At 61.1% G+C, this 20,573-nt stretch carries 18 protein-coding genes (1 of these 18 only partly in view); 13 read left to right on the forward strand and 5 right to left on the reverse strand.

Features of this window, described 5'->3' with window-relative positions:
* A protein-coding gene (locus GM415_RS02620) for a hybrid sensor histidine kinase/response regulator (RefSeq protein WP_158946276.1) crosses the window boundary here: on the forward strand, positions 1–1,581 show its 3' portion. Its footprint begins 693 nt before the window's first position; only the last 1,581 of its 2,274 coding nucleotides appear in the window; the start codon falls outside the window, past its left edge; its stop codon occupies positions 1,579–1,581.
* A 4-nt stretch (positions 1,582–1,585) separates the two neighbouring features.
* Here GM415_RS02620 and GM415_RS02625 read toward each other — a convergent pair whose 3' ends face one another.
* Both GM415_RS02625 and GM415_RS02630 read right to left on the reverse strand, forming a co-directional pair.
* Positions 1,586–2,635, reverse strand: a complete 1,050-nt coding sequence (locus GM415_RS02625) for a phospholipase D-like domain-containing protein (RefSeq protein WP_158946277.1) — start codon at positions 2,633–2,635, stop codon at positions 1,586–1,588.
* A 186-nt stretch (positions 2,636–2,821) separates the two neighbouring features.
* Entirely contained in the window at positions 2,822–4,069 is a 1,248-nt protein-coding gene (locus GM415_RS02630) for an SLC13 family permease (RefSeq protein ID WP_158946278.1), read from the reverse strand.
* A gap of 151 nt (positions 4,070–4,220) precedes the next feature.
* On the opposite strand from GM415_RS02630, the gene dnaE reads away from it, so the two are divergent.
* The 8 genes from dnaE to GM415_RS02670 all read left to right on the forward strand — a co-directional run bounded on the left by dnaE (position 4,221) and on the right by GM415_RS02670 (position 12,929).
* On the forward strand, positions 4,221–7,766 hold the full coding sequence (dnaE, locus tag GM415_RS02635; protein WP_158946279.1) for a DNA polymerase III subunit alpha: 3,546 nt from the start codon (positions 4,221–4,223) through the stop codon (positions 7,764–7,766).
* Positions 7,767–7,888: 122 nt separating this feature from the next.
* Positions 7,889–8,611: a PEP-CTERM sorting domain-containing protein gene (locus GM415_RS02640; protein ID WP_158946280.1), complete on the forward strand. Its 723-nt coding sequence runs from the start codon at positions 7,889–7,891 to the stop codon at positions 8,609–8,611.
* 214 nt (positions 8,612–8,825) lie between these two features.
* The gene (locus GM415_RS02645; protein ID WP_158946281.1) at positions 8,826–9,857 is read left to right on the forward strand and encodes a PEP-CTERM sorting domain-containing protein; all 1,032 of its coding nucleotides are present in this window, start codon (positions 8,826–8,828) and stop codon (positions 9,855–9,857) included.
* A 148-nt stretch (positions 9,858–10,005) separates the two neighbouring features.
* Positions 10,006–10,374, forward strand: coding sequence for a nucleotide pyrophosphohydrolase (locus GM415_RS02650; RefSeq protein ID WP_158946282.1), 369 nt, complete (start codon positions 10,006–10,008; stop codon positions 10,372–10,374).
* Positions 10,375–10,376: 2 nt separating this feature from the next.
* Positions 10,377–10,757, forward strand: a complete 381-nt coding sequence (gene queD / locus GM415_RS02655; RefSeq protein ID WP_158946283.1) for a 6-carboxytetrahydropterin synthase QueD — start codon at positions 10,377–10,379, stop codon at positions 10,755–10,757.
* A complete protein-coding gene (locus tag GM415_RS02660) occupies positions 10,757–10,999 on the forward strand; it encodes a hypothetical protein (protein ID WP_158946284.1) in 243 nt (80 codons plus the stop codon). Before queD ends, GM415_RS02660 begins: the two co-directional genes overlap by 1 nt.
* A 3-nt stretch (positions 11,000–11,002) precedes the next feature.
* On the forward strand, positions 11,003–11,467 hold the full coding sequence (gene dtd / locus GM415_RS02665) for a D-aminoacyl-tRNA deacylase (RefSeq protein WP_158946285.1): 465 nt from the start codon (positions 11,003–11,005) through the stop codon (positions 11,465–11,467).
* Between the two features lie 40 nt (positions 11,468–11,507).
* Entirely contained in the window at positions 11,508–12,929 is a 1,422-nt protein-coding gene (locus GM415_RS02670; RefSeq protein ID WP_158946286.1) for a sensor domain-containing diguanylate cyclase, read from the forward strand.
* A gap of 161 nt (positions 12,930–13,090) precedes the next feature.
* Here the strand turns inward: GM415_RS02670 and GM415_RS02675 are convergent, their stop codons facing one another.
* The 3 genes from GM415_RS02675 to GM415_RS02685 are packed head-to-tail and all read right to left on the reverse strand — an operon-like array spanning position 13,091 to position 15,402.
* The gene (locus GM415_RS02675) at positions 13,091–13,879 is read right to left on the reverse strand and encodes an ABC transporter permease (protein WP_158946287.1); all 789 of its coding nucleotides are present in this window, start codon (positions 13,877–13,879) and stop codon (positions 13,091–13,093) included.
* Positions 13,876–14,529, reverse strand: a complete 654-nt coding sequence (locus GM415_RS02680) for an ABC transporter ATP-binding protein (RefSeq protein ID WP_158946288.1) — start codon at positions 14,527–14,529, stop codon at positions 13,876–13,878. The genes GM415_RS02675 and GM415_RS02680 overlap by 4 nt, the downstream gene beginning before the upstream one ends.
* 3 nt (positions 14,530–14,532) lie before the next feature.
* The gene (locus tag GM415_RS02685; RefSeq protein WP_422393760.1) at positions 14,533–15,402 is read right to left on the reverse strand and encodes a tetratricopeptide repeat protein; all 870 of its coding nucleotides are present in this window, start codon (positions 15,400–15,402) and stop codon (positions 14,533–14,535) included.
* A 425-nt stretch (positions 15,403–15,827) separates the two neighbouring features.
* Here GM415_RS02685 and GM415_RS02690 point away from each other — a divergent pair, with 425 nt between their 5' ends.
* The 4 genes from GM415_RS02690 to GM415_RS02705 all read left to right on the forward strand — a co-directional run bounded on the left by GM415_RS02690 (position 15,828) and on the right by GM415_RS02705 (position 20,487).
* Complete coding sequence (locus GM415_RS02690; protein WP_158946289.1) at positions 15,828–16,388, forward strand: helix-turn-helix domain-containing protein; 561 nt, start codon at positions 15,828–15,830, stop codon at positions 16,386–16,388.
* A 6-nt stretch (positions 16,389–16,394) separates the two neighbouring features.
* The gene (locus GM415_RS02695) at positions 16,395–18,035 is read left to right on the forward strand and encodes an AMP-binding protein (protein ID WP_158946290.1); all 1,641 of its coding nucleotides are present in this window, start codon (positions 16,395–16,397) and stop codon (positions 18,033–18,035) included.
* Positions 18,036–18,209: 174 nt separating this feature from the next.
* Complete coding sequence (locus GM415_RS02700; protein WP_158946291.1) at positions 18,210–18,758, forward strand: helix-turn-helix domain-containing protein; 549 nt, start codon at positions 18,210–18,212, stop codon at positions 18,756–18,758.
* A 94-nt stretch (positions 18,759–18,852) separates the two neighbouring features.
* Complete coding sequence (locus tag GM415_RS02705; protein ID WP_158946292.1) at positions 18,853–20,487, forward strand: AMP-binding protein; 1,635 nt, start codon at positions 18,853–18,855, stop codon at positions 20,485–20,487.
* Positions 20,488–20,573 lie beyond the last annotated feature (86 nt).

A 20,573-nucleotide genomic window follows, 5' to 3' on the forward strand; every position in this document is an offset into this window, starting at 1 on the left:
GAACACGGACGCGCCTTCATCCTCAGCAGGTCAGGCGATCTCATCGCCCACGCCGACGTCGACAAGCTGAAGCACCACGGCGACGACGAGAAGATACGCCTGACAAAGATCGACGAACTGGATGACACCGTCGCCCGGGAGGCGTTGCGCTCATTGAATAAGCCCCACGGCAACCTGAGCCTGACCGAACCGGTCTTCACCTCCTTCACCCTGGAGGGCGAAAAATACAACGCCATGTTCGCACCCTTTGTCGAGTCCCAGTGGCCCTGGATCATCGGCATCTACATGCCTGAGGACGACTATCTCGGAGCCATCAAGAAGAACAGCCTGCTGAATATCCTCATCGCCGTGTTCGCCGTGGGAATCGCCCTGTCCGCCGGACTGATGGTGGCCCGCAAGCTGAACACGGCCCGCGAGACTGCCGAGTCGGCGGGGCTGGCCAAATCCCAGTTCCTGGCACGCATGAGCCACGAGATACGCACCCCCCTCAACGCCATCCTCGGCGCCGGGGAACTGCTCGCCGAGACAAAGCTGGACTCGGAGCAACGACGCCTGGTCGCCATAAACCAGTCTGCTGGAGAACACCTTCGCGACCTCGTCAGCGCAGTACTCGACATCTCCAAGATCGAAGCCGGGCGCTACCGCCTGGAGATCACCCCCTTCGACCTCTACGCCGTTACGGAAAAGGCCTGCCGAGTATTCACCCTGGCCGCACGGGAAAAGGGTATCGACCTGAAATGGACAATCGAACCGGGAACTCCCGAACGCCTCATGGGCGACCCTACCGTTTTCCGCCAAATCCTGGTCAACCTGCTGGGCAACGCCGTCAAATTCACCCATGAGGGAGCGGTGCGCCTTTCCGTGAACACCCTGGAGCGAAGGACCTATGCCGACGCCCCGGACGAGGTGGTACTGGAGTGCCAAGTCGAGGACACGGGCATCGGCGTCACCGAAGACCAGATGTCCGTGATCTTTGAGCGCTTCACCCAGGCGGACGGCTCCACCTCGCGCAAGTACGGCGGGTCGGGCCTCGGCCTGTCCATCAGCCGGAACCTGGCCAGGCTCATGGGTGGTGAATTGACCGCGTCCAGCCGACCCGGCAAGGGTAGCGCCTTCCGTTTCACCGCGCCGTTCACCGTGGATGATAGCGCCGAGTCGACCCAGGACAACAACGGAACGGAGCAGGCGTCTTCCTCCCCCGTCCAGCCCAGACGAGTCCTGCTGGTCGAGGATGACGAGCGTAACCGGCTGCTCTTCTCCATGTTCCTCATGGACATCCCGCACACCCTGGAGACGGCGGAGTCAGGCGAAGAAGCGTTGAAACGGCACTTTTCCGAACCCTTTGACCTGATCTTCATGGATATCGAGATGCCCGGCATGGACGGCTACCAGACCACCGAGGCCATCCGGGCCCGCGAGGCAAAGGAAGGACTGCCGCCCGTCCCCGTGGTGGCGGTCACGGCCCACGCCCTCCTGGAGGCCGAGGAACAGTGCGCCAGGAGCGGCTGCACCGGCTATCTGCCCAAACCCTTGTCCAAAGAGGCGCTACGGCAGGCCGTGGACGACTACCTCAAGGGATAGCGGTCTAAACGGGCTTGCCGAAGGTGTCGGTTATCCGCTTGATCTCGCGCAACACCTCGGACGCCAGCCGGTACTGCTTGTAGGCGTCCCCTTCCTCCGGGTGGCCCATGACCAGGATATTCTCGTCATTGAGCAACGTGGCGGGCCTGGTGTAGTTGAAACTTCCCGCAATGACGATGCGCTCGTCGATGACCATGATCTTGTGGTGCAGCTTGCGCACGCCCTGCCCTTTGGGAATGGTGAACAGCTCGGCCCCGGCCGCCTTGACCGTATCCTTGGGGGCCCAGGACTGGGAGGCCATGGTCCCGTCCATGGCGCCGACGATCCTGACGCCCACCCGTGCCAGCTTGATCATGGTGTCGTCGATGCCCGAAGAGCGGGCAAAGGTGAAGATGGCGAAGTGAATGCTCTTCTCGGCGCGCATCATCTGCTTCATGATCTCCATCTCCGGGTTGTGATCCGGGGCGAAGAGCACCTTGACCGGGATGCCGGAGACCTCCACCGTGGACGGAGCCGTGTCATGCTCGCTCCACTTGCCGAAACGCCCCCTCCGTATTTCACGAAACTCGCGGGCATACTCGCCGGCCACCTTGCGGTCATGAATGACCACAATGTGGTTGAGGTTGGTACCGACCCCGGTGTCCGTGAAATTGGTCGAACCCGTCAGCAGGGACTCCCGGTCACGAACGACGAATTTCTGATGGAAGATAGCTCCGTTGTAATCGGACTTGACGTCTATCCCGGCCCTGAGCATGGCGCTCATGATCTCCAGGTTGGGCTCCAGCTTGCCCCTGGGAGTGGGGGTGAAGGGCTCGCCCTTGGGCGTGCCGAAACAGAGATAGTCACCCTCAAGCACAACCTGAACCCGTACGCCCCGCTGCCGGGCGCGGACAACGGCATGGGCGATCTCCATGCAATCCAGTTCCTGAACCGCGATCTCCAGGGTCTTGACCGCCCCATTCACGAAATCGATGATCACTTGCTTGAGATCGTCAGGGCCGCCGCATTCGCGAGGCCCAAGGTACATTTCCAGATTGCCGATCCTGCATCCCATGCCGCACCTCCGGGAAAGATTTTATCCATACTACATATAGATAAACCCGCCCGCCATGGCAACAGGCAAGGCATGACGGATGCGCAGGCGCAACAACAGCCCCACTAAAGTCATCTTCTTAGACAATGCAGCCAGTTGAAACGCTCGACAAACGCAGCAGGCAGCACTGGTGACGGCAGGTTCAAATCAATAGACTCGGGGCAGAATCCAGGCAAGCCATCCGGTGATGAGGACGGCGGCGGCCAGATTCAAAACCACGCCGAGCCCGAGCATGATCCGTAGCGATGCCCCGCGCATCTCCCCGAACGCCAGGGCGCTGGTCGGGGTGGCCACCGGAGTCATGAAGGCGCAGGTTGAGGCAAGGCTTATCCCGACCATGAGCGGAAGCGGGTCCATGCCGTGCCCTTGCGCCGCGTAGTAGGCGATGGGGTAGAAAGCGGCCACCACCGTGGTGTTGGACAGGACTTCGGTGAGGAAGATGACAGCCAGGACGAGCAGGAAGAACAGCGCGAGTCCCGGCATATCGCTCTGGAGCGTCTCATGGGCAAGAACCGCCAACCGCTTGTCCATCCCGAGCCACTGGGCCAGACCGATGAGCACGGCCAGCCCCAGCAGGAAGATGAATCCGCGGCGCGGCAGGGAAGAGAGCAGGTCGATGGGTCGAAGCAGCGGGCCAATCCCGGCTGGCGAGGTCGGAGCCCGGCGGATGAAGACGAAAAAAAGGAAAAGGACGGTAAACGCGACGCAGACCCACGGAGCCAGGAGCGCGAACCCCGGTATGGCCTCCTGGGCCACGGCCTCCAGTATCCAGAACCCCATGTACACCCAGAAGAGCGTGCCCGCGTATCGCTGGCGGCCCGTGGTCCCGCCGCCTCCGGTCAGGCACTCCAGGTGTACGGCCTTGCCTCTTGCCGAGGCGGGCAGCCCGAGCCCTGCGGCCACCCCCCACGCGACCAGCACCAGCATGGCGGCCAGGGGCAACGACCAGAGGAACCAGTTGAAAAAGGTGATCTGCTCCCGCCCCGCCACCTCGAACAGGTCGAGCGCGCCGAACAGGATGGCGTTGGCGGGCGACCCGATCATGGACCCGAACCCGCCGATGGCCGCACCGTAGATGGCCGCGCACATGAGCACCGTGGTCATGCCCCGGCCCCCGTTCTCCCGGAACGTATTGTCCAGCCGCTTGAGCAGGGGCAGCATCGTCAACACCGTAATGGCGTTGGGGATGAACGACGACAGCGCCGCCGCCGTGCCGATGACATACAGCAGCAACAGCGCGGGCCGTCCCCCGCTCTTGCGCAGCGCCCAGCAGACAAAGGCGTCGGTCAGCCGCGTCACGGCCATGATCTGGTAGACCAGATACCCGCCGCCAAAAAGCAGGAGCAGCGGCAAACGCTGCCAGAGGTAGCCAAGAATATCGCCGTTCAGCTCCACGCGTCGGTCCTCGAAAAAACAGGGTTAAACGTCAGGGTAATGGAGCCTTTTCAGGCAATGCTGTCAATCGAAAACCGGGGCACCATTCCCCGCTGGAACTCCGAGCGAGATTTCGCTATCATCGGCCCCTTAACCAGAGAGGATTTTTCAAGTGGCCGAATTCGTTCATCTTCACGTCCATACCGAGTACAGTCTGCTCGACGGCGCCATTCGCATCAAGGACCTGCTCTCCAGGGCCAAGGACCTGGGCATGCCAGCCGTGGCCATAACCGACCACGGGTCCATGTACGGGGCCGTGGCCTTCTACATGGCGGCCATGGATATGGGCATCAAGCCGATCATCGGTTGCGAGGTGTACGTGGCCCCCGGCGATGTGGACGAGGAAGACGCGCATCTCAAAAAGAACAAGCCCGGCGGCTATCACCTGGTGCTTCTGGCCAAGAACCAGCGCGGCTACAAGAACCTGATCAAGATCGTGTCCGGCGGCTACCTGGACGGCTTCTACTACAAGCCGCGCACCTGCAAGAACGAGCTGAAGAAGCACTCGGAGGGGCTCATCGCCCTGTCCGCCTGCCTGGCGGGCGAGGTGCCGCGCAAGCTGATGAACGAAGGGCTGGACGAAGGCGTGGCCATGGCCAGGGAGTACGAGGCCATCTTCCCCGGCAACTTCTACCTGGAGCTTCAGGACAACGGCATCGGCAAGCAGACGCGCCTGAACGATCTGCTCATCCAGTGCGCGGAAAAGACCGGCCTGCCCCTGGTGGCCACCAACGACTGCCACTACCTGACCGCCGAGGACTACGAGGCACACGACACCCTGCTCTGCATCCAGACCCAGACCACGGTGGACGCGGAAAAACGGTTCCGCATGGACACCAGGGAACTCTATTTCAAGACTCCCGAGGAGATGGAGCAGGCCTTCGCCCACGTGCCCGAGGCCATCGCCAACACCCAGCGCATCGCCGAGCGGTGCAACCTGGAGATCGAGCTCGGCAACTACTATTTCCCCGAGTATGAGCTCTCCGCCGACGTCTCCAACCTGGACGAGGAGTTCATCAAGCTCTGCCGCGCGGGCCTCAAGAAGCGGCTGGAGACCATCACCTACGAGGTGGACGAGCAGAAATACTGGGACCGCCTGGACTACGAACTGGGCGTCATCACCGAGATGGGCTTCCCGGCCTACTTCCTCATCGTCCAGGACTTCATCAACTGGGCCAAGGACAACCGCATCCCGGTGGGTCCGGGCCGCGGCTCGGCGGCAGGTTCCATCGTGGCCTGGTCCCTCAAGATCACCAACCTCGACCCCATCCCCTACGACCTGCTCTTCGAGCGCTTCCTCAACGTGGAGCGCGTGTCCATGCCGGATATCGACGTGGACTTCTGCGAACGGCGGCGGCTGGAGGTGGTCAAGTACTGCGCCCAGAAGTACGGCCACGACCGGGTAGCGCAGATCACCACCTTCGGGACCATGAAGACCAAGGCGGTCATCAAGGACGTGGGCCGCGCCCTGGGCATGACCTTCGGCGAGACAGACCGCATCGCCAAGCTCATCCCGGACGACCCTGGGGTCATGGCCAAGCTGCTGGGCGTGGAGAAGGCCAAGATCAACGTGCCCAACGCGGTCAAGGGCGTGGTCGAGCTGGGCGACATGGTCGCCACCGACCCCAAGGTCGAAAAGCTCATCGATATTTCAACGAGGCTGGAGGGGCTCTGCCGCCACGCCTCCACCCACGCGGCGGGCGTCGTCATCTCGGACAAGCCCATGACCGAGTATCTGCCGCTCTACAAGGGCAAAAAAGAGGAAATCGTCACCCAGTTCGACATGAAGAAGGTCGAAAAGGTCGGACTGATCAAGTTCGACTTCCTGGGGCTGCGAACCATGACGGTCATCGAGGACTGCCTGGACATCATCCGCGAGCAGGGCAAGGACGCCCCGAACCTGGACACCCTCCACCTGGACGACCCGGACACCTTCGCCATCTTCGCCAAGGGCGACACCGACGGCGTGTTCCAGGTCGAGTCCTCGGGCATGCGCAAGTATCTCCGCATGCTCCGCCCGGACTGCTTCGAGGACATCGTGGCCATGCTCGCCCTCTACCGTCCGGGCCCCCTGGGCATGATCGGCGCCCACGGCGTAAGCATGGTGGACGAGTTCATCATGCGCAAGCACGGCGACATCGACGTGACCTACCCGCACCCCTCGCTGGAGGACACCCTCAAGCCCACCTACGGCGTCATGGTCTATCAGGAGCAGGTCATGGCAACGGCCATGACCATCGCCAACTACTCCCTGGGCGAGGGCGACCTGCTCCGCCGCGCCATGGGTAAGAAGATCGCCGAGGAGATGGCCAAGCAGCGCTCCCGGTTCCTCGAGGGCGCACGGGAAAACAAGATCCCCGAGAAGACCGCCAACGAAATCTTCGACACCATGGAGAAGTTCGCGGCATACGGCTTCAACAAGTCGCACTCGGCCGCCTATGCGCTCATCTCCTACCACACCGCCTACCTCAAGGCCCACTTCCCGGTGGAGTTCATGGCCGCCCTGATGTCCTCGGAAATGAACAACACCGAGAAGATCATCATGTACATCAACGCCTGCCGCGACATGGACATCGCGGTCCGGCAGCCGAACATCAACGCGGGCATGGCGCGTTTCTCGGTGCGGGAGGGCGAAATCCTCTTCGCCATGGCCGCCATCAAGAACGTGGGCGAAGAGGCCATCAACGAGATCGTGGTCGAGCGCAACGAGGGCGGCACCTTCAAGGATATTTTCGACTTCTGCGAGCGTGTCAACCTCAGGCGGGTGACCAAGCGCGTGCTCGAATCGCTGATCAAGGCCGGAGCCCTTGACTGCTTCGACTGCCCACGCGCAGCCCTGATGGAGGACCTGGAAAAAGCGGTGGCCCTAGGCCAGAAAAAGGCCAAGGAAAAGGAGTCCGGCATGCTCAACATGCTGGACATGCTCGGCGGCGACGGCGGGAGCAAGTCCGAGGCGATCACGCCCACCTGCTCCTCCTGCGAAGAGTATGACGACAAGGAAAAGCTCCAGTTGGAGAAGGAGGTCCTCGGCTTCTTCCTGTCCGGGCACCCCCTGCTGGCCTACCGCCAGGACATGGCACGGCTGCGCACCTCCACCCTGGACGAGTGCAAGTCCATACCCAACGGCACCGAGGTCCGCGTGGCCGTAATCATCCCGGACTTCAAGCAAATTCTGACCAGAAAGGGCGACCCCATGGCCTTCTGCACTGCAGAGGACCTGACGACCTCGGGCGAGATCACCATGCTGCCCAACGTCTGGGAGGAGGCCCGGGAGAAGGTCGAGGCGGATCGCCCGTTGTTCGTGCAGGGACGCATTGACCTGCGAGAGGAGCCGGGCCAGGAGGAAGCACCCAAGACGGCCAAGATCCTGGCGGAAAAAGTCCTGTTCCTGGCCGACGCGGCCCACGGGTCGGACAAGCCGGTCCCCCTGTGGATTGGCGAAAAACACGCCACAGACGAGCACCTTGATGCGCTCAAGGTCATCCTCAAGCGCTACCCCGGCACCACTGCCGTGAACCTCGGCGTGATCACCAGGGAATCGGTGGTCAACCTCAAACTGGGCAACGGCTGGCAGGTCATTCCCAGCCGGGAGTTCTGGAAAGACGTGGAAAAGTGGCAAAACGGAGACGCCCTGCGCCACTTGGCCGCCCCAAAATAGAATATTTTACAGAAAGACCGTCGGAAGACTTTACATCCAGCCGTCTGTATTTTTCTATTGATCTAGAATCAATGAACTTTTTGCCTGGAATAGATTTTGCTATTCACTGGCAGAGGTTCGCTATGCATAAATCAACCATACTGCTCCATATCTGTCTGTCCGCGTTGCTGGTAATGGCCCTCCATTCACCGGCGTTCGCCTATATTTATATCGAATACAACGAAGTCTATACAGGCGATACTCCCGGCGGCGATGCCCCGTGGCTTAAGGCCCTGTTCGAAGACGCGGGAGAAAACATCTTCTATAACGGGGACTTCAACTTCAGCTCCGGGGTGCTCCTGACGCTTTTCACGGACAATCTGGTGGCTGAAGAGTTCGTTTCCGACTGGTATTTCACCTTCAATCCGGACAAGAACGTCGAAGATCTGGTCTTTACCTATATCTCCGGCGTGGAGCCCAACGTCAAAAAGAACGTCGATTGGACTGACGCGGACGGCTTCACCACCACGGGTGCCGCCATCCCGCTGGAAATCAATGTCCCGTTCCTGAACGGCGACAGTGACCGTTTCGACGCCGGTCTCATCTGCCAGATCTGGATAACCGGCATTGACGACCTGACCTCCGAGGATTTCCATTTCCTCATTGATGCCAAGGATGAAGAGTTCATTTCCGTGGCTCACATTCAGGGTATCGACATCTCGGAAGACGGCGCCGAGGCGAACTCTGAAGGCAGCGCTTGGGTCAAGGGTTACGACCCGCCGCTCCCGACCCCCGAACCTTCTACCTGGCTCCTTCTGGGCGTTGGGTTGGCACTCCTGCCATTGGCTCGTAGAAGACGCCGCTAGCATTCCTGACGCGGAGTTCTGCTCATAGTGATTTTATCTATAGCAGCGATAGATAGTTGCAATTGTAAAGTTTTTTTCGTTTGTCGGAAAACCTCACACATTTCCCGCCGCGGTCATTTCCCTTTTTATGTAAAATTAAGGTGTTATCTTTCGGCTTGATTTTTGCTTACTCTTCTTAACATAGCTTCTCACATTTTTACAAAAGGAAGCCACCATGAAGAGAGCAATCATAGCCATTCTTTTTATTGCCAGCATATTCCTCGTTGCCCGCCCCAATAACGCTAAGGCATTCACCCTGCCTCCTGCAACGGATCCGGGCCTCACCCATACTTATGGCGACTTCTACTCGTACTCCCTTCCCATCCTCGAGGAGTTCTATGGATCTGAGTATGCCGTAAAGTCCTCCGCCGGACAGATCAAGGACGCCATCGTCATCGCCACAGGTGCTACGGGACAGGACATCAGCACCAACGACGGCGACATGGATGATCCCTATCAGACCCCTGGCGGCGAAAGCGGCGGCCCCGAATTCGAGACCGCTATCGCCCCTGATCCGGACCCCGACCTGGGGGCGAATGAAAACTTGACCACCTGGGACTCCACCTTGGCGAGCCTCACTGCATATCTCGATGGACAGGCGCCGATATTCTTCTTCAACAACAACCAGGAGAACAGTGGCGACGCAGTCAACCAGAGCCTTTGGGTCTGGGCCCAAATCATTCTCTGGAGTTCCGAAGGATTGGCCAATCCCATCTACTTCGAATTGACCAGCACCACGCGGGACGGCGCCGGTGATGAGAACGGCGATCCCTACGCCTTCGCCGCCAACATCTACAGTGATCCTTCCTACGTTCCGGAAAAGTACGATCCGCTCGATCCGGATGCAGGCACCGATTATGTTCTCTCCGGCGGCGCCGTCTGTCTGGATGCCGCCTACTCGACCGTCAATTGCGGCAGCGCGGAAGCCGTGTATGGACCTTTCAACCACAACCTGGGTGAAAACGAAGCTGCCTATGCGGTCATAGCGCCCGAACTGAATGATTTCCTGTTCGCTTGGGAACGGGGCGATTACCAGGAGTACGACACGTTCTCCATGGACCTCAAGATGACCGAGCTGAACGCCGGTTACGAACAGGCCTTCATCCTGCCCGGCACCGTGCAGAGCGCCGTGCCCGAGCCCTCCACCTGGCTGCTCCTGGGCCTCGGCATGCTGGCCCTGCCCTTTGCCCGCCGGTTCATCAGCTGACGGACGCTTGAACGAAAAGATAAATATGGCCCCGCTTCGGCGGGGCCTTTTTCGTGAGGCGTTGGGACAGGAAACGGCGAAGCCGGGAAGCGCCCGCCACCTCCCTTCTTCGGTTGACAAACCGTTCGGCTCGACACACCATGCCTCCATGCATGACTCTCTGAAAGAACTCACCAAGCGGCACCGTGTCTTTGTCGAGGAACGAAACTGGCAGCAACATCAATCGCCCAAGAACCTGATCATGGCCCTGACCGGCGAGGTCGGAGAGCTCACTGAACTCTTCCAGTGGCTCACGCCGGAGGAGAGCTGGAAAGTCGAGGGTGAGCGCAGGCAGGCCGTGGCCGAAGAGATGTCGGACGTACTGCTCTATCTCGTGCGCATCGCCGACGAACTCGACATCGACCTGGTTGCGGCGGCCCATGAGAAATGCGAAAAGAACGACCGCAACTACCCTAGGGAAGAATTTCTGGACGGCAAACGCCGTCCGCACGAATACAAGGAAACCACAAGCAGGTAACCATGGCAGGAAAATGGCGTCTGACCATCACCCGGGACTTCTCGGCCTCGCACCAGCTGCGCAACTACGGCGGCAAGTGCGAGAACATGCACGGCCACAACTTCGGCGTCGAAGTGGCGGTTGAAGGCGACAAGCTGGACGACAAGGTCCACTATCTGATGGACTTCAAGGAGCTCAAGCGCCACACCGACTCGGTGCTGGACAGGCTGGATCACAAACACCTCAACGAGGTGGAATGTTTCACCGAGGCCAACCCGTCCTCGGAAAACATCGCCCGGTTCATCTATCGCGAACTCAAGGGGATGCTCCCGGAAAACGTCCGCCTCGTTGAAGTCTCGGTATCTGAAAAGGCCTCCTCCAAGGCGACATATTGGGAAGAATGATGGCAGGACGCAAAGAAAAGCGCGAATCCGGGGAGATGTCCTACGGCAGGATCATGACGTCCCTGCTTATCCCCAAGGACTCCCGCACCAATCCCAAACGCATCCTGTCCGGCATCGCCTTCCTGGCCTTTGTCTGCTTCTTTCTCTTTGCCGCCATGGGCAAGAGTTGCCAACGGACCGACGCGCCGGCGCAGGACGAGCAACGCGTCAGCGTCCTTGCCGTTTCCCCGCACAGGAGTTGACCCGTGCGCATGGTTATCCAACGGGTATCGGACGCGAAAGTTACGGTGGGCGGCAAATCCCTGGGAAGCATCGGAACAGGCCTGCTGGTCCTGGTCGGCTTCGGCAAGCGCGACACCGCCGAGTTGCCCGATTCACCGGCCTGGAAAAAGCTGCTCGACAAACTGACGAACCTGCGCATCTTCCCGGACGACGAGGGCAAGCTCAACCTCTCTCTGGCCGATATCAAGGGCGGATTGATGCTCGTCTCGCAGTTCACCCTCTTTGCGGACTGCAAGAAGGGACGTCGCCCCTCGTTCACCGACGCATGCCACCCCTATCTGGCCGAATCCCTGTTCAACCGGTTTGTGGAGGACGCCCGGTCCCTGGCTCCCGGCGACTTCGCCACGGGACGATTCGGAGAGGAAATGCACCTCGACTTCACCAACTGGGGACCGGTGACCATCATCCTGGACTCCGAAGACATATAATCGGGTTGCCCATTCCAGTCGACTCCCCTATCACTGTTTCATGAGCATCAAAGCCCGCCTCCTCACCGCTCTCTCAGTCATCCTGGTGGCCGCGTTCGTGACCAGCAGCCTGATTAACTATTACGTGACCCGCCGGGCCGTGCGTGCAGAGCTGCTGACTTCCTCGCTCCCCCTGACCGGCAAGAACATCTATTCGGAAATCCATTCGGCCATGATGCGTCCCATCCTGGTCTCCTCGTCCATGGCCTCGGACACCTTCCTTCAGGACTGGGCGCTCAAGGGCGAAAACGTCGACGAAATCACGAAATACCTTAGCGAGATACAGACCAAATACGGTTTCCTTACCGCCTTCTTCGTTTCCAGCACAACTGACCGGTACTTCTACCAGAACGGCGTGCTGAAAAAGGTGGGACCGCGCGATCCTCACGACGTCTGGTACTACTCCTTCGTCCGCACCAACAGGGAATACCGACTTGACGTGGACACCAACGAGGCGGAGCAGGGCAAGCTGACGATCTTCATCAACTACCGCGTGGAAGACAGCAACGGCAGGCTGCTGGGCGTCACGGGCGTCGGCGTGAGCATGGACCGGGCAACAGCCATGCTGGCACAGGCCAAACGGCAGTATCACCGGAACGTCTACCTCGTGGACCGGGATGGCCTGGTTCAAGTCGATTCGGACAAAAGCCGCATTAGAAAAACCTACATCACCATGGAGGACGGCATCCGCGACGTGGCGGCCAGCATTCTCATACCAAGAGAAGACGCAGCCAACTTCGAGTACGAACACGACGGACGTCGCATCCTGCTCTCCACCAGCTACATCCCGGAATTCAGCTGGCACCTCATCGTGGAACAGGACGAAGGCGAAGCCCTGGTCACGGCCCGGAGCAATCTCGCCCGCAGCCTGATCATCGGCCTGGCCTCATCCATCCTGATCATCATCGTGTGCATGATCACGGTCAACCACTTCCAGAAGCGGCTTGAGCGCATGGCCAAGACAGACCCGCTGACCGGTGCGGCCAACCGGCACGCCATGGAGGAGCGGTTCGAACTTTCCTCCTACCGGGCGGGCCGATACGGGGAGACCTTTTCCGTCATCCTCCTCGATCTGGATGACTTCAAGGCCATCAATGACAGGCACGGCCACCTGGAGGGCGACAGGGTCCTCCGCGATGTGGCCCGAACCATAAGGGACACCATCCGGCCCGGCGACCTGCTGGCCCGCTGGGGAGGCGACGAATTCCTGATTCTCATGGATGGCGCGCCCAGCGACGCAGAGGCTCTTGCCGAACGGGTGAGAGAGGCTCTGACCAGCCCTTCAATGGAGACACCCGTGGCCTTTTCCTGCGGCATCGCGGGCTACCGGAACGGCGACGGCATAGACGTCCTGACCCAGCGCGCCGACCGCGCTCTGTACCTGGCCAAGGCTGACGGCGGCGGGAACACGCAGGCGGAGTAGCCCCCAAGCCACGGCAAAGAGAGTCTTTCTTCACGTCCGGGGACGGCGCAGAGCCTTGGAACGTCTAACGGGTCCGTGCCCCAAGAGTTCATTTTCCCTCGACACCGCAGCCAGTTGAAATCCCGGCCTCCAAAAGCCGGAATGACAATTGCCGACACGCCCTAGCGCAGCAGCAACCGCTGTGCGGGAGAGAAGCAGCGACGCCGCACCAGACCGGTGACCAGCACCGCACCCAGCGAGGTGGCGGCCACGATCATGAGCATAACCACGATCTGGTAGCGGATGGCCATGAGCGGGTCGGTGCCGGACAGGATCTGGCCGGTCATCATGCCCGGCAGCGAGACCAGGCCCACGGCCATGAGCGAATTGATGGACGGGATCATGCCCGCCTTGACCGCGCCGCGCAGGATGTCCTGGGACGCCTCGCGGTAGTCCGCGCCCAGCGCCAGCTTCATCTCCACCTCGGCCCGACGGGCCTTGAGGTCGGAGAAGAGCCGTTCCAGGGCGATGGCGATGGCGGTCATGGAGTTGCCCACGATCATCCCTGCCAGCGGAATGAAATACCGGGGCGTCCACCACGGCTTCGCTCCCACGATCACGGCCGTGACCACGGTGGTGACCAGCGCGTAGGAAAGGAGCATGGACACGAAGGTGGGGACCACGAACGGGATGGACCGCTCCGAAACCCTCCCCCGGATGATATGCACGGCGGCGGTGATCATGCCTGTGAAGATGAGCATGACCAGCCAGCTGAAATTCACCTCGAAGACAAACTTGAGCACGTAGCCCATGAGGAACAGTTGGGCAAAGGTGCGGACCGTGCCCACGGCCAGATCCCGGCCCAGGCCGAGCCTGTGGTACAGGGACGCGCCCCCGGCCAGCATGACGAAGCCCAGGCACAGGGCGAGCTGAAGGGGGCCGATCTCGATGACGTGCTGCACGGGACTCATGCATACTCCAGTTTGTGGTCACGGATAACGATGGTCCGGGAAGCGCCGTCTGGAACGGTTTCCGAGTGGGAGATCATGATAACGGTCATGCCCGCCGCGTTGAGTTCGGCGGTCTTGTCCAGCACCACCCTGGCGCTTTCCGCGTCAAGCGAAGCCGTTGGTTCGTCCATGAGGATGACCTCCGGGGCGAGGAGCAGGCTGCGGATCAGGCACAGCCGCTGCGACTGGCCCACGGAGAGGGTATCGGCCCGCGTCTCAGGGGTCACGCCATCGAGCAGAAAATCCCTGAGCCGCTCCAGGATGGCCTCATCACCGGGCGGCGTCAGCGCCTCGTTGGCCTTGAAGGAAAAGGGCAGCAGCAGATTCTCGCGCACCGTGCCCCGCAACAGGGTGGGCATCTGCTGGACGTAAGCTACGGCCCGCCGCAGGTCAGCGGGGGCGAGTTCCTCCACGGAGCGGCCCTGAAACAGGATCGCGCCGGACTGCGGTTCCTCCAACCGGCAAAGCAGCCTGAGCAGCGTGGATTTTCCCGCGCCGGAGGGGCCACGAACCAGGGAGTAGGTTCCGGCCTCAATGTGCAGGGACGCGTCCTCAAGGATAACAGGGCCGCCCTCATAAGCGAAGGAGACCCGGTCGAGGGCGAGGGACATGGATCAGCCTCCGCGTTTCTCCAGGTACTCGAGGAACTTCTTGGCCTCGTCAAAGCCGGGATGGATTTCCAGTGCCTTGGACAGGTTCTCCCGGCACTGGTCCACATCGCCCCGCTCGAAGTAGGCACGGGCGATGTTGTAGAAGAGATTTTCGTCGTTTTCGGTGAGCTCCAGGGCGCGGGAATAATAGGCCACGGCCTGGTCCAGCAGCTTGGACTTGCGCAGGTTGATGCCGAACTCGTTGAACAGGTGTTTGTGCTCCGGCGCAAAGGCCGCGTCCAGGCCGACCACGCGCTCGAACAGGTCCGCAGCCTTGGCCGCATCGCCCCGCTCCATGTAGGTCAGCCCGAGCCCGAAGTTGGCTCGAACGTTCTCCTCGTCCACAGCCAGGGCATTGGAGAACTCGAACTCGGCGGAGTAAAGCGCTCCCTGGTCACGCTGGGCCTCGGCACGCTGGATGGTGGTGCTGAGCTCCTTCATCTTGGGGAAGACCACCTTCTGGTGGTACTCGATCTCCGGGTTGAACCGGTCGAGAAAATCGGAGAGGGGGACCTCGTCCTTGGGGCCGGACGGCACGTTGTTGGTGTTCAGGGGCTGGACCACGACCACGGGCTCCTCGCCGGGGGCAGGCGCCTTCTCCTCGGCGAACCAGTAGGCCTTCTGGATGGTCTTGCGGGTGGTGGTGCCGGTCCCGACCTTGGCCACGGTCTGACTGGAAAAAACGCCGGAGAGCCGCTTCCGTTTCACTCCGGGGGGAATGGGAGTCCCTCCCTTCTCATCCTTCCCGGGCGCGGCCTCGGATGAAGGTTCGGACGGTTTGTCGGCGGACTTGCTCGGCTTATCGAATGATATCTTGATCTCGTCGGCGCTCACGGCTGTTCCTTGATGAGGTGTACCTTAGCCAATAAAATAACACTTCTACGGAGTTCTTGGCAACCTGCCCCGAGGCCCAAACCCGAATTTATCGCAATTGACCTCCTTTCCACCCTCTTTTCAGGCCCGAAAGCGGACCATACAGGCGCCGGACAGCAGGCCGCTTTGCGGAATTGTCAAAAAACAAAATGCAAAACAGTACAATTCATCGAGCCGATACCGACCAAAAGCGAGGCAGACCGAGTCATTCAAGTACGCAAGCGGCATTGCGAGCCCGGCTTCGGACAATTCCGTCCTTTGCCGGATGACATTTTTTCCGGTTTCGGGTACAGGCAGGGGCTGCACAGTATTGTCTTCCGGCCAGCCTCGTTCCAGAAGATTGCACATATAGTCGTATTCATGAAACCGTTGAGGAGAAACAACGAATGAGCACCATCGGTAAAAGGATTCAGTCCTACCGTGAAAAACAGAATCTGTCCGTCGAGGACCTGGCCAACCGCACCGTCCTGCCCGAGGACTTCATCCGCGCCGTGGAGGAGGACGACATGTACCCCTCACTGCGCCCCCTGGTGAAGATCTCCCGCGCCCTGGGTGTGCGTCTCGGCACCTTCCTGGACGACCATATCTCCAGCGATCCGCTCATCATCAGGCTGGCCGAGCGCGAGGAGGAACTGGTCATGCATCCGGACGGCGAGGAGCCGGGCATGATTTTCCATTCCCTGGGTAAAGGCAAGACAGACCGCCACATGGAGCCTTTTTTCATCGAAATGCTGCCGGAATCCGCCAAGGACACGACCCTTTCCTCCCATGAGGGTGAAGAGTTCATCCTGGTCCAGTCCGGCAAGATGCGCCTCATCTACGGCCAGGAGGAGTCGATCCTCGAGCCGGGCGATTCGGTCTACTTCAACTCCATCGTCCCGCACAATGTTGCCTGGGCCGAGGGAGAGAAGGCCGAAATCTACGCTGTCCTCTATTTCCCGGAGTAGGCCTCCATGTCTGCACTCCGCGAAATCACCCTCGGACAACTGCTGGACGAAACCGTCGCCAACAACCCGGACACCGAGGCCGTGGTCTATGTGGACCGCGACTTCCGGCTGACTTACCGGGAGTTCGGCGAACTGGTGGACACCGTGGCCAAGGGGCTCATGGCCCTGGGCGTGAAAAAGGGCGAAAAGGTGGCCGTCTGGGCCAACAACGTCCCCTATTGGGTGACCCTGCAATTCGCCACCGCCAAGATCGGCGCGGTCATGCTCACGGTCAACACCCACTACCGCTCCCACGAGCTCAAGTACCTGCTGGAGAACTCGGAAACCGAGAACCTCTTCCTCATAGGCGAGTATCGTGACCACGACTATCTGAACACCGTCTACGAGCTGATCCCCGAACTCAAGGTTCAGGAACGGGGCAGGCTCAAGACCAACAAGTTCCCCAAGCTCAAGCGGGTCTTCTACCTCGGCCACGAGAAGCATCGCGGCCTGTACTCCATCCCCGAGCTTCAGGCCATGGCTTCCATGGTCTCGGACGAGGAGTACAAGGCCCGCCAGGACGAGCTCGACCCGCACGACGTGGTCAACATGCAGTACACCTCGGGTACCACCGGGTTCCCCAAGGGCGTACAGCTCACCCATTACAACATCGCCAACAACGGCTACTGGATCGGCAAGAACCAGAACTTCCAGCCCGGCGAACGGCTCTGCCTGACCGTGCCGCTCTTCCACTGCTTCGGCTGCGTGCTCGGCGTGCTCGCCTGCATCAACCACGGCGTGACCATGGTCATCCTGGAGGACTTCGTGCCGCTGGACGTCATGCTCGCCATCGACCAGGAAAAATGCACTGCGGTCTACGGCGTGCCGACCATGTACATCGCCATCCTCGACCATCCCATGTTCGAGCGCTTCAACTACTCCTCCCTGCGCACCGGCATCATGGCCGGTTCGCCCTGTCCGGTTGAGGTCATGAAGCGGGTCATGGACAAGATGAACATGAAAGAGATCACCATCTGCTACGGCCTGACCGAGTCCAGCCCGGTCATGTCCCAGACCAAGATCGGGGACACCATCCGGCAGATGACCGAAACCGTGGGCGCCGCCATGCCCGAAGTGGAACTCCGCATCACCGACCCCGAGACAGGCAAGGAATGTCCCGTGGGCACCGTGGGCGAGATCTGCTGCCGGGGCTACAATGTCATGAAGGGGTACTACAACAACCCCAAGGGAACCGCCGAAGCCATCGACGAAGACGGCTGGCTGCACTCCGGCGACCTCGGCGTCATGGACGAGGACGGATATCTCACCGTCACGGGGCGGCTCAAGGACATGATCATCCGCGGCGGCGAGAATATCTATCCCCGCGAGATCGAGGAGTTCCTGTACACCATGGACGGCGTCCTGGACGTGCAGGTGGCGGGCGTGCCCAGCGCCAAGTTCGGCGAAGAGGTCGGCGCGTTCATCATCCTCAAGGATGGTGCGGACGTGACCGCCGAGGACGTGATCGACTTCTGCCGAGGCAGTATCTCCCGCTACAAGATCCCCAAGTACGTGGCCTTTGTCTCCGAGTACCCCATGACGGCCTCGGGCAAGATCCAGAAGTACAAGCTGCGCGACATGGCCCACGAGATGTGGCCGGACGCGTAGGAACGTGAAACAAACCGGGGACGCCCATACAGGCGTCCCCGTTCCCCCTCCCCCGGCCGCCGAGGAAACAGAGGGCAAAGCGACAAGACTGGCGGCGAATGGATGCGCAGGCCCCATCCGGGAACCCGGGCCCGCGCACCGCAAAACCTGTTTGCGAGCAAGTTGGAGGCTCAAATGGAACAGTACAAGGATATCGCGCCCCGCCTGATCGGCGTGCGCGAAGGCATCGGCTGGACAGTGGAGGAAATGGCCGACCTGCTCGGCGTGTCCGCTGAGAAGGTGACCCAATACGAGTCCGGGACCGAAGAAATTCCGGTGGGCTACCTGCTGGACGTCTCCCGGCTCTGCCGGGTGGACCTGACCACCCTTATCTCCGGGCGTGAACCCCACCTCAAGTCCTACTCCCTGGTGCGCAAGAGCGAAGGATTCTCTGTGGACCGGCGCAAGGACTACGACTACAAGTCCCTGGGCTACAAGTTCGCGGGCCGCGAGATGGAGCCCTTCCTGATCACCGTGCCGCCCAAGTCCGGCGATGACATGGCCGAGACCAGCCACCGGGGCCAGGAGTTCATCTACGTCCTCGAAGGACGGCTGGAAGTCCGCCTGGCGGGCGAACCGCTCATCGTCGAAGCCGGAGACTCCCTCTATTTCAACTCGGAAACGCCCCACGCCCTGCGCGGCCTGGACGGCAAGGACGTCAAGTTCCTCGACGTGATTCTATAGGGCCGGACAGCTCGCCAGCGTCCCGCCCGAACCAAGTGTGCCGGTTCGTTACCAACATTCAGACATACCAACACGGAATCACGGAGTAAAACCCATGCTCGTCAAGGAACAATACGACAACTACGAGGACTTCTGCCGCCGCTACAAACCCGAAGCGCCGGCCAACTTCAACTTCGCCTACGACTTTCTGGACAAGGCCGACCCGGACAAGCTCGCCCTTGTCCACCTGGACGACGACGGCAACCGCCGCGAGTTCACCTACGGCTTCTTTCAGGAGCGCTCTGCCAGGCTGGCCAACGCCCTCATGGCCAAGGGCGTCAAGAAGGGCGACCGGGTCATGCTCGTGCTCTACCGCCGCGTGGAGTACTGGACCGTCATGCTCGCCATGCACCGCATCGGCGCGCTGCCCATCCCCTCCCCGTCCCTGCTGACCAGAAAGGACATCACCCAGCGCGTCAACTACGCGGGCATCTCCGCCATCATCTGCGAAGACTCCATCTGCGAACGCGTGGATGAGGCCAAGGGCGACTGCGAGGGACTGAAGATCTTCGTCCAGGTAGACGGTGAGACCAACGACGGCTGGCTCGGCTACGAAGCCCTGCTGGCCGAAGGGGACGCCTCCTGCCCGCGCACGGACGCCACCCCCTGCGGCAGTGATCCCATGGTCATCTTCTTCTCGTCCGGCACCACCGGCCTGCCCAAGATGGTCATGCACACCTTCGACTACCCCTGCTCCCACTTCACCACGGGCGCGCACTGGCACGACCTGGAGGACGGCGACCTGCACCTGACCCTGTCCGACACGGGCTGGGCCAAGTCGGTCTGGGGCAAGTTCTACGGCCAGTGGATGGCCGGCGGCGCGGTCTTCGTCTGGGATTTCCGGGGCAAGTTCGAACCCGCCGAGCTGCTTCGGATCATGGCCGAAAACAAGATCACCACCTTCTGCGCCCCGCCCACGGTCTACCGCTTCCTGGTCCGCGAGGAGCTCACCAAGTACGACCTGTCCGGCCTGCGCCACTGCACCACGGCGGGCGAACTGCTCAACGACTCGGTCTTCCACGCCTGGCAAAAGGCCTTCGACATGCCCATCTACGAGGGCTATGGCCAGACCGAGACAACCCTCCAGGTGGGCACCTTCAAGTTCATGACTCCCAAGCCCGGCTCCATCGGCAAGCCCGTGCCCGGCTGGGATATCGCGCTCCTCGACGAAGAGGGCAACGAAGTGCCCCAGGGCGAGGAAGGCGAAATCTGCATCCGCATCGACAAGCCGGTCCTCGGCCTGTTCGACTCCTACATGGATGAGCCCGAGAAGACCGCCGCGGTCAAGTTCGACGGCTGGTACCACACCGGCGACAAGGCCTGGGCCGACGAGGACGGCTACCTCTGGTTCATGGGCCGCACCGACGACCTGATCAAGTCGTCCGGCTACCGCATCGGCCCCTTTGAGGTCGAGTCCGCCCTGGTCGCCCACGAGGCGGTCATCGAGGCGGCGGTCACCGGCGTGCCCGACGACGTGCGCGGCCAACTGGTCAAGGCCACCGTGGTCCTGGCCCCCGGCTACGAGGGCAACGAAGAGCTGACCAAGGCCCTCCAGGCCTTTGTCCGCGAGCTTACTGCGCCCTACAAGTACCCGCGCATCATCGAGTATGTGAGTGAGTTGCCCAAGACCATCTCCGGCAAGATCAAACGCAAGGACATCCGCGAGGCCGACCTGAAGAAAATGGCCTAACGAAATAGGTGAGAATGAAGAGCCCGGCCCGCCGTCGATACGGTGTGGCCGGGCTTTTTTGCGCCTGCGGCGCGGCCGGAGAGTCA

This window comes from Pseudodesulfovibrio cashew (assembly GCF_009762795.1).
In the GTDB taxonomy this organism is placed as follows: Bacteria; Desulfobacterota; Desulfovibrionia; order Desulfovibrionales; family Desulfovibrionaceae; genus Pseudodesulfovibrio; species Pseudodesulfovibrio cashew.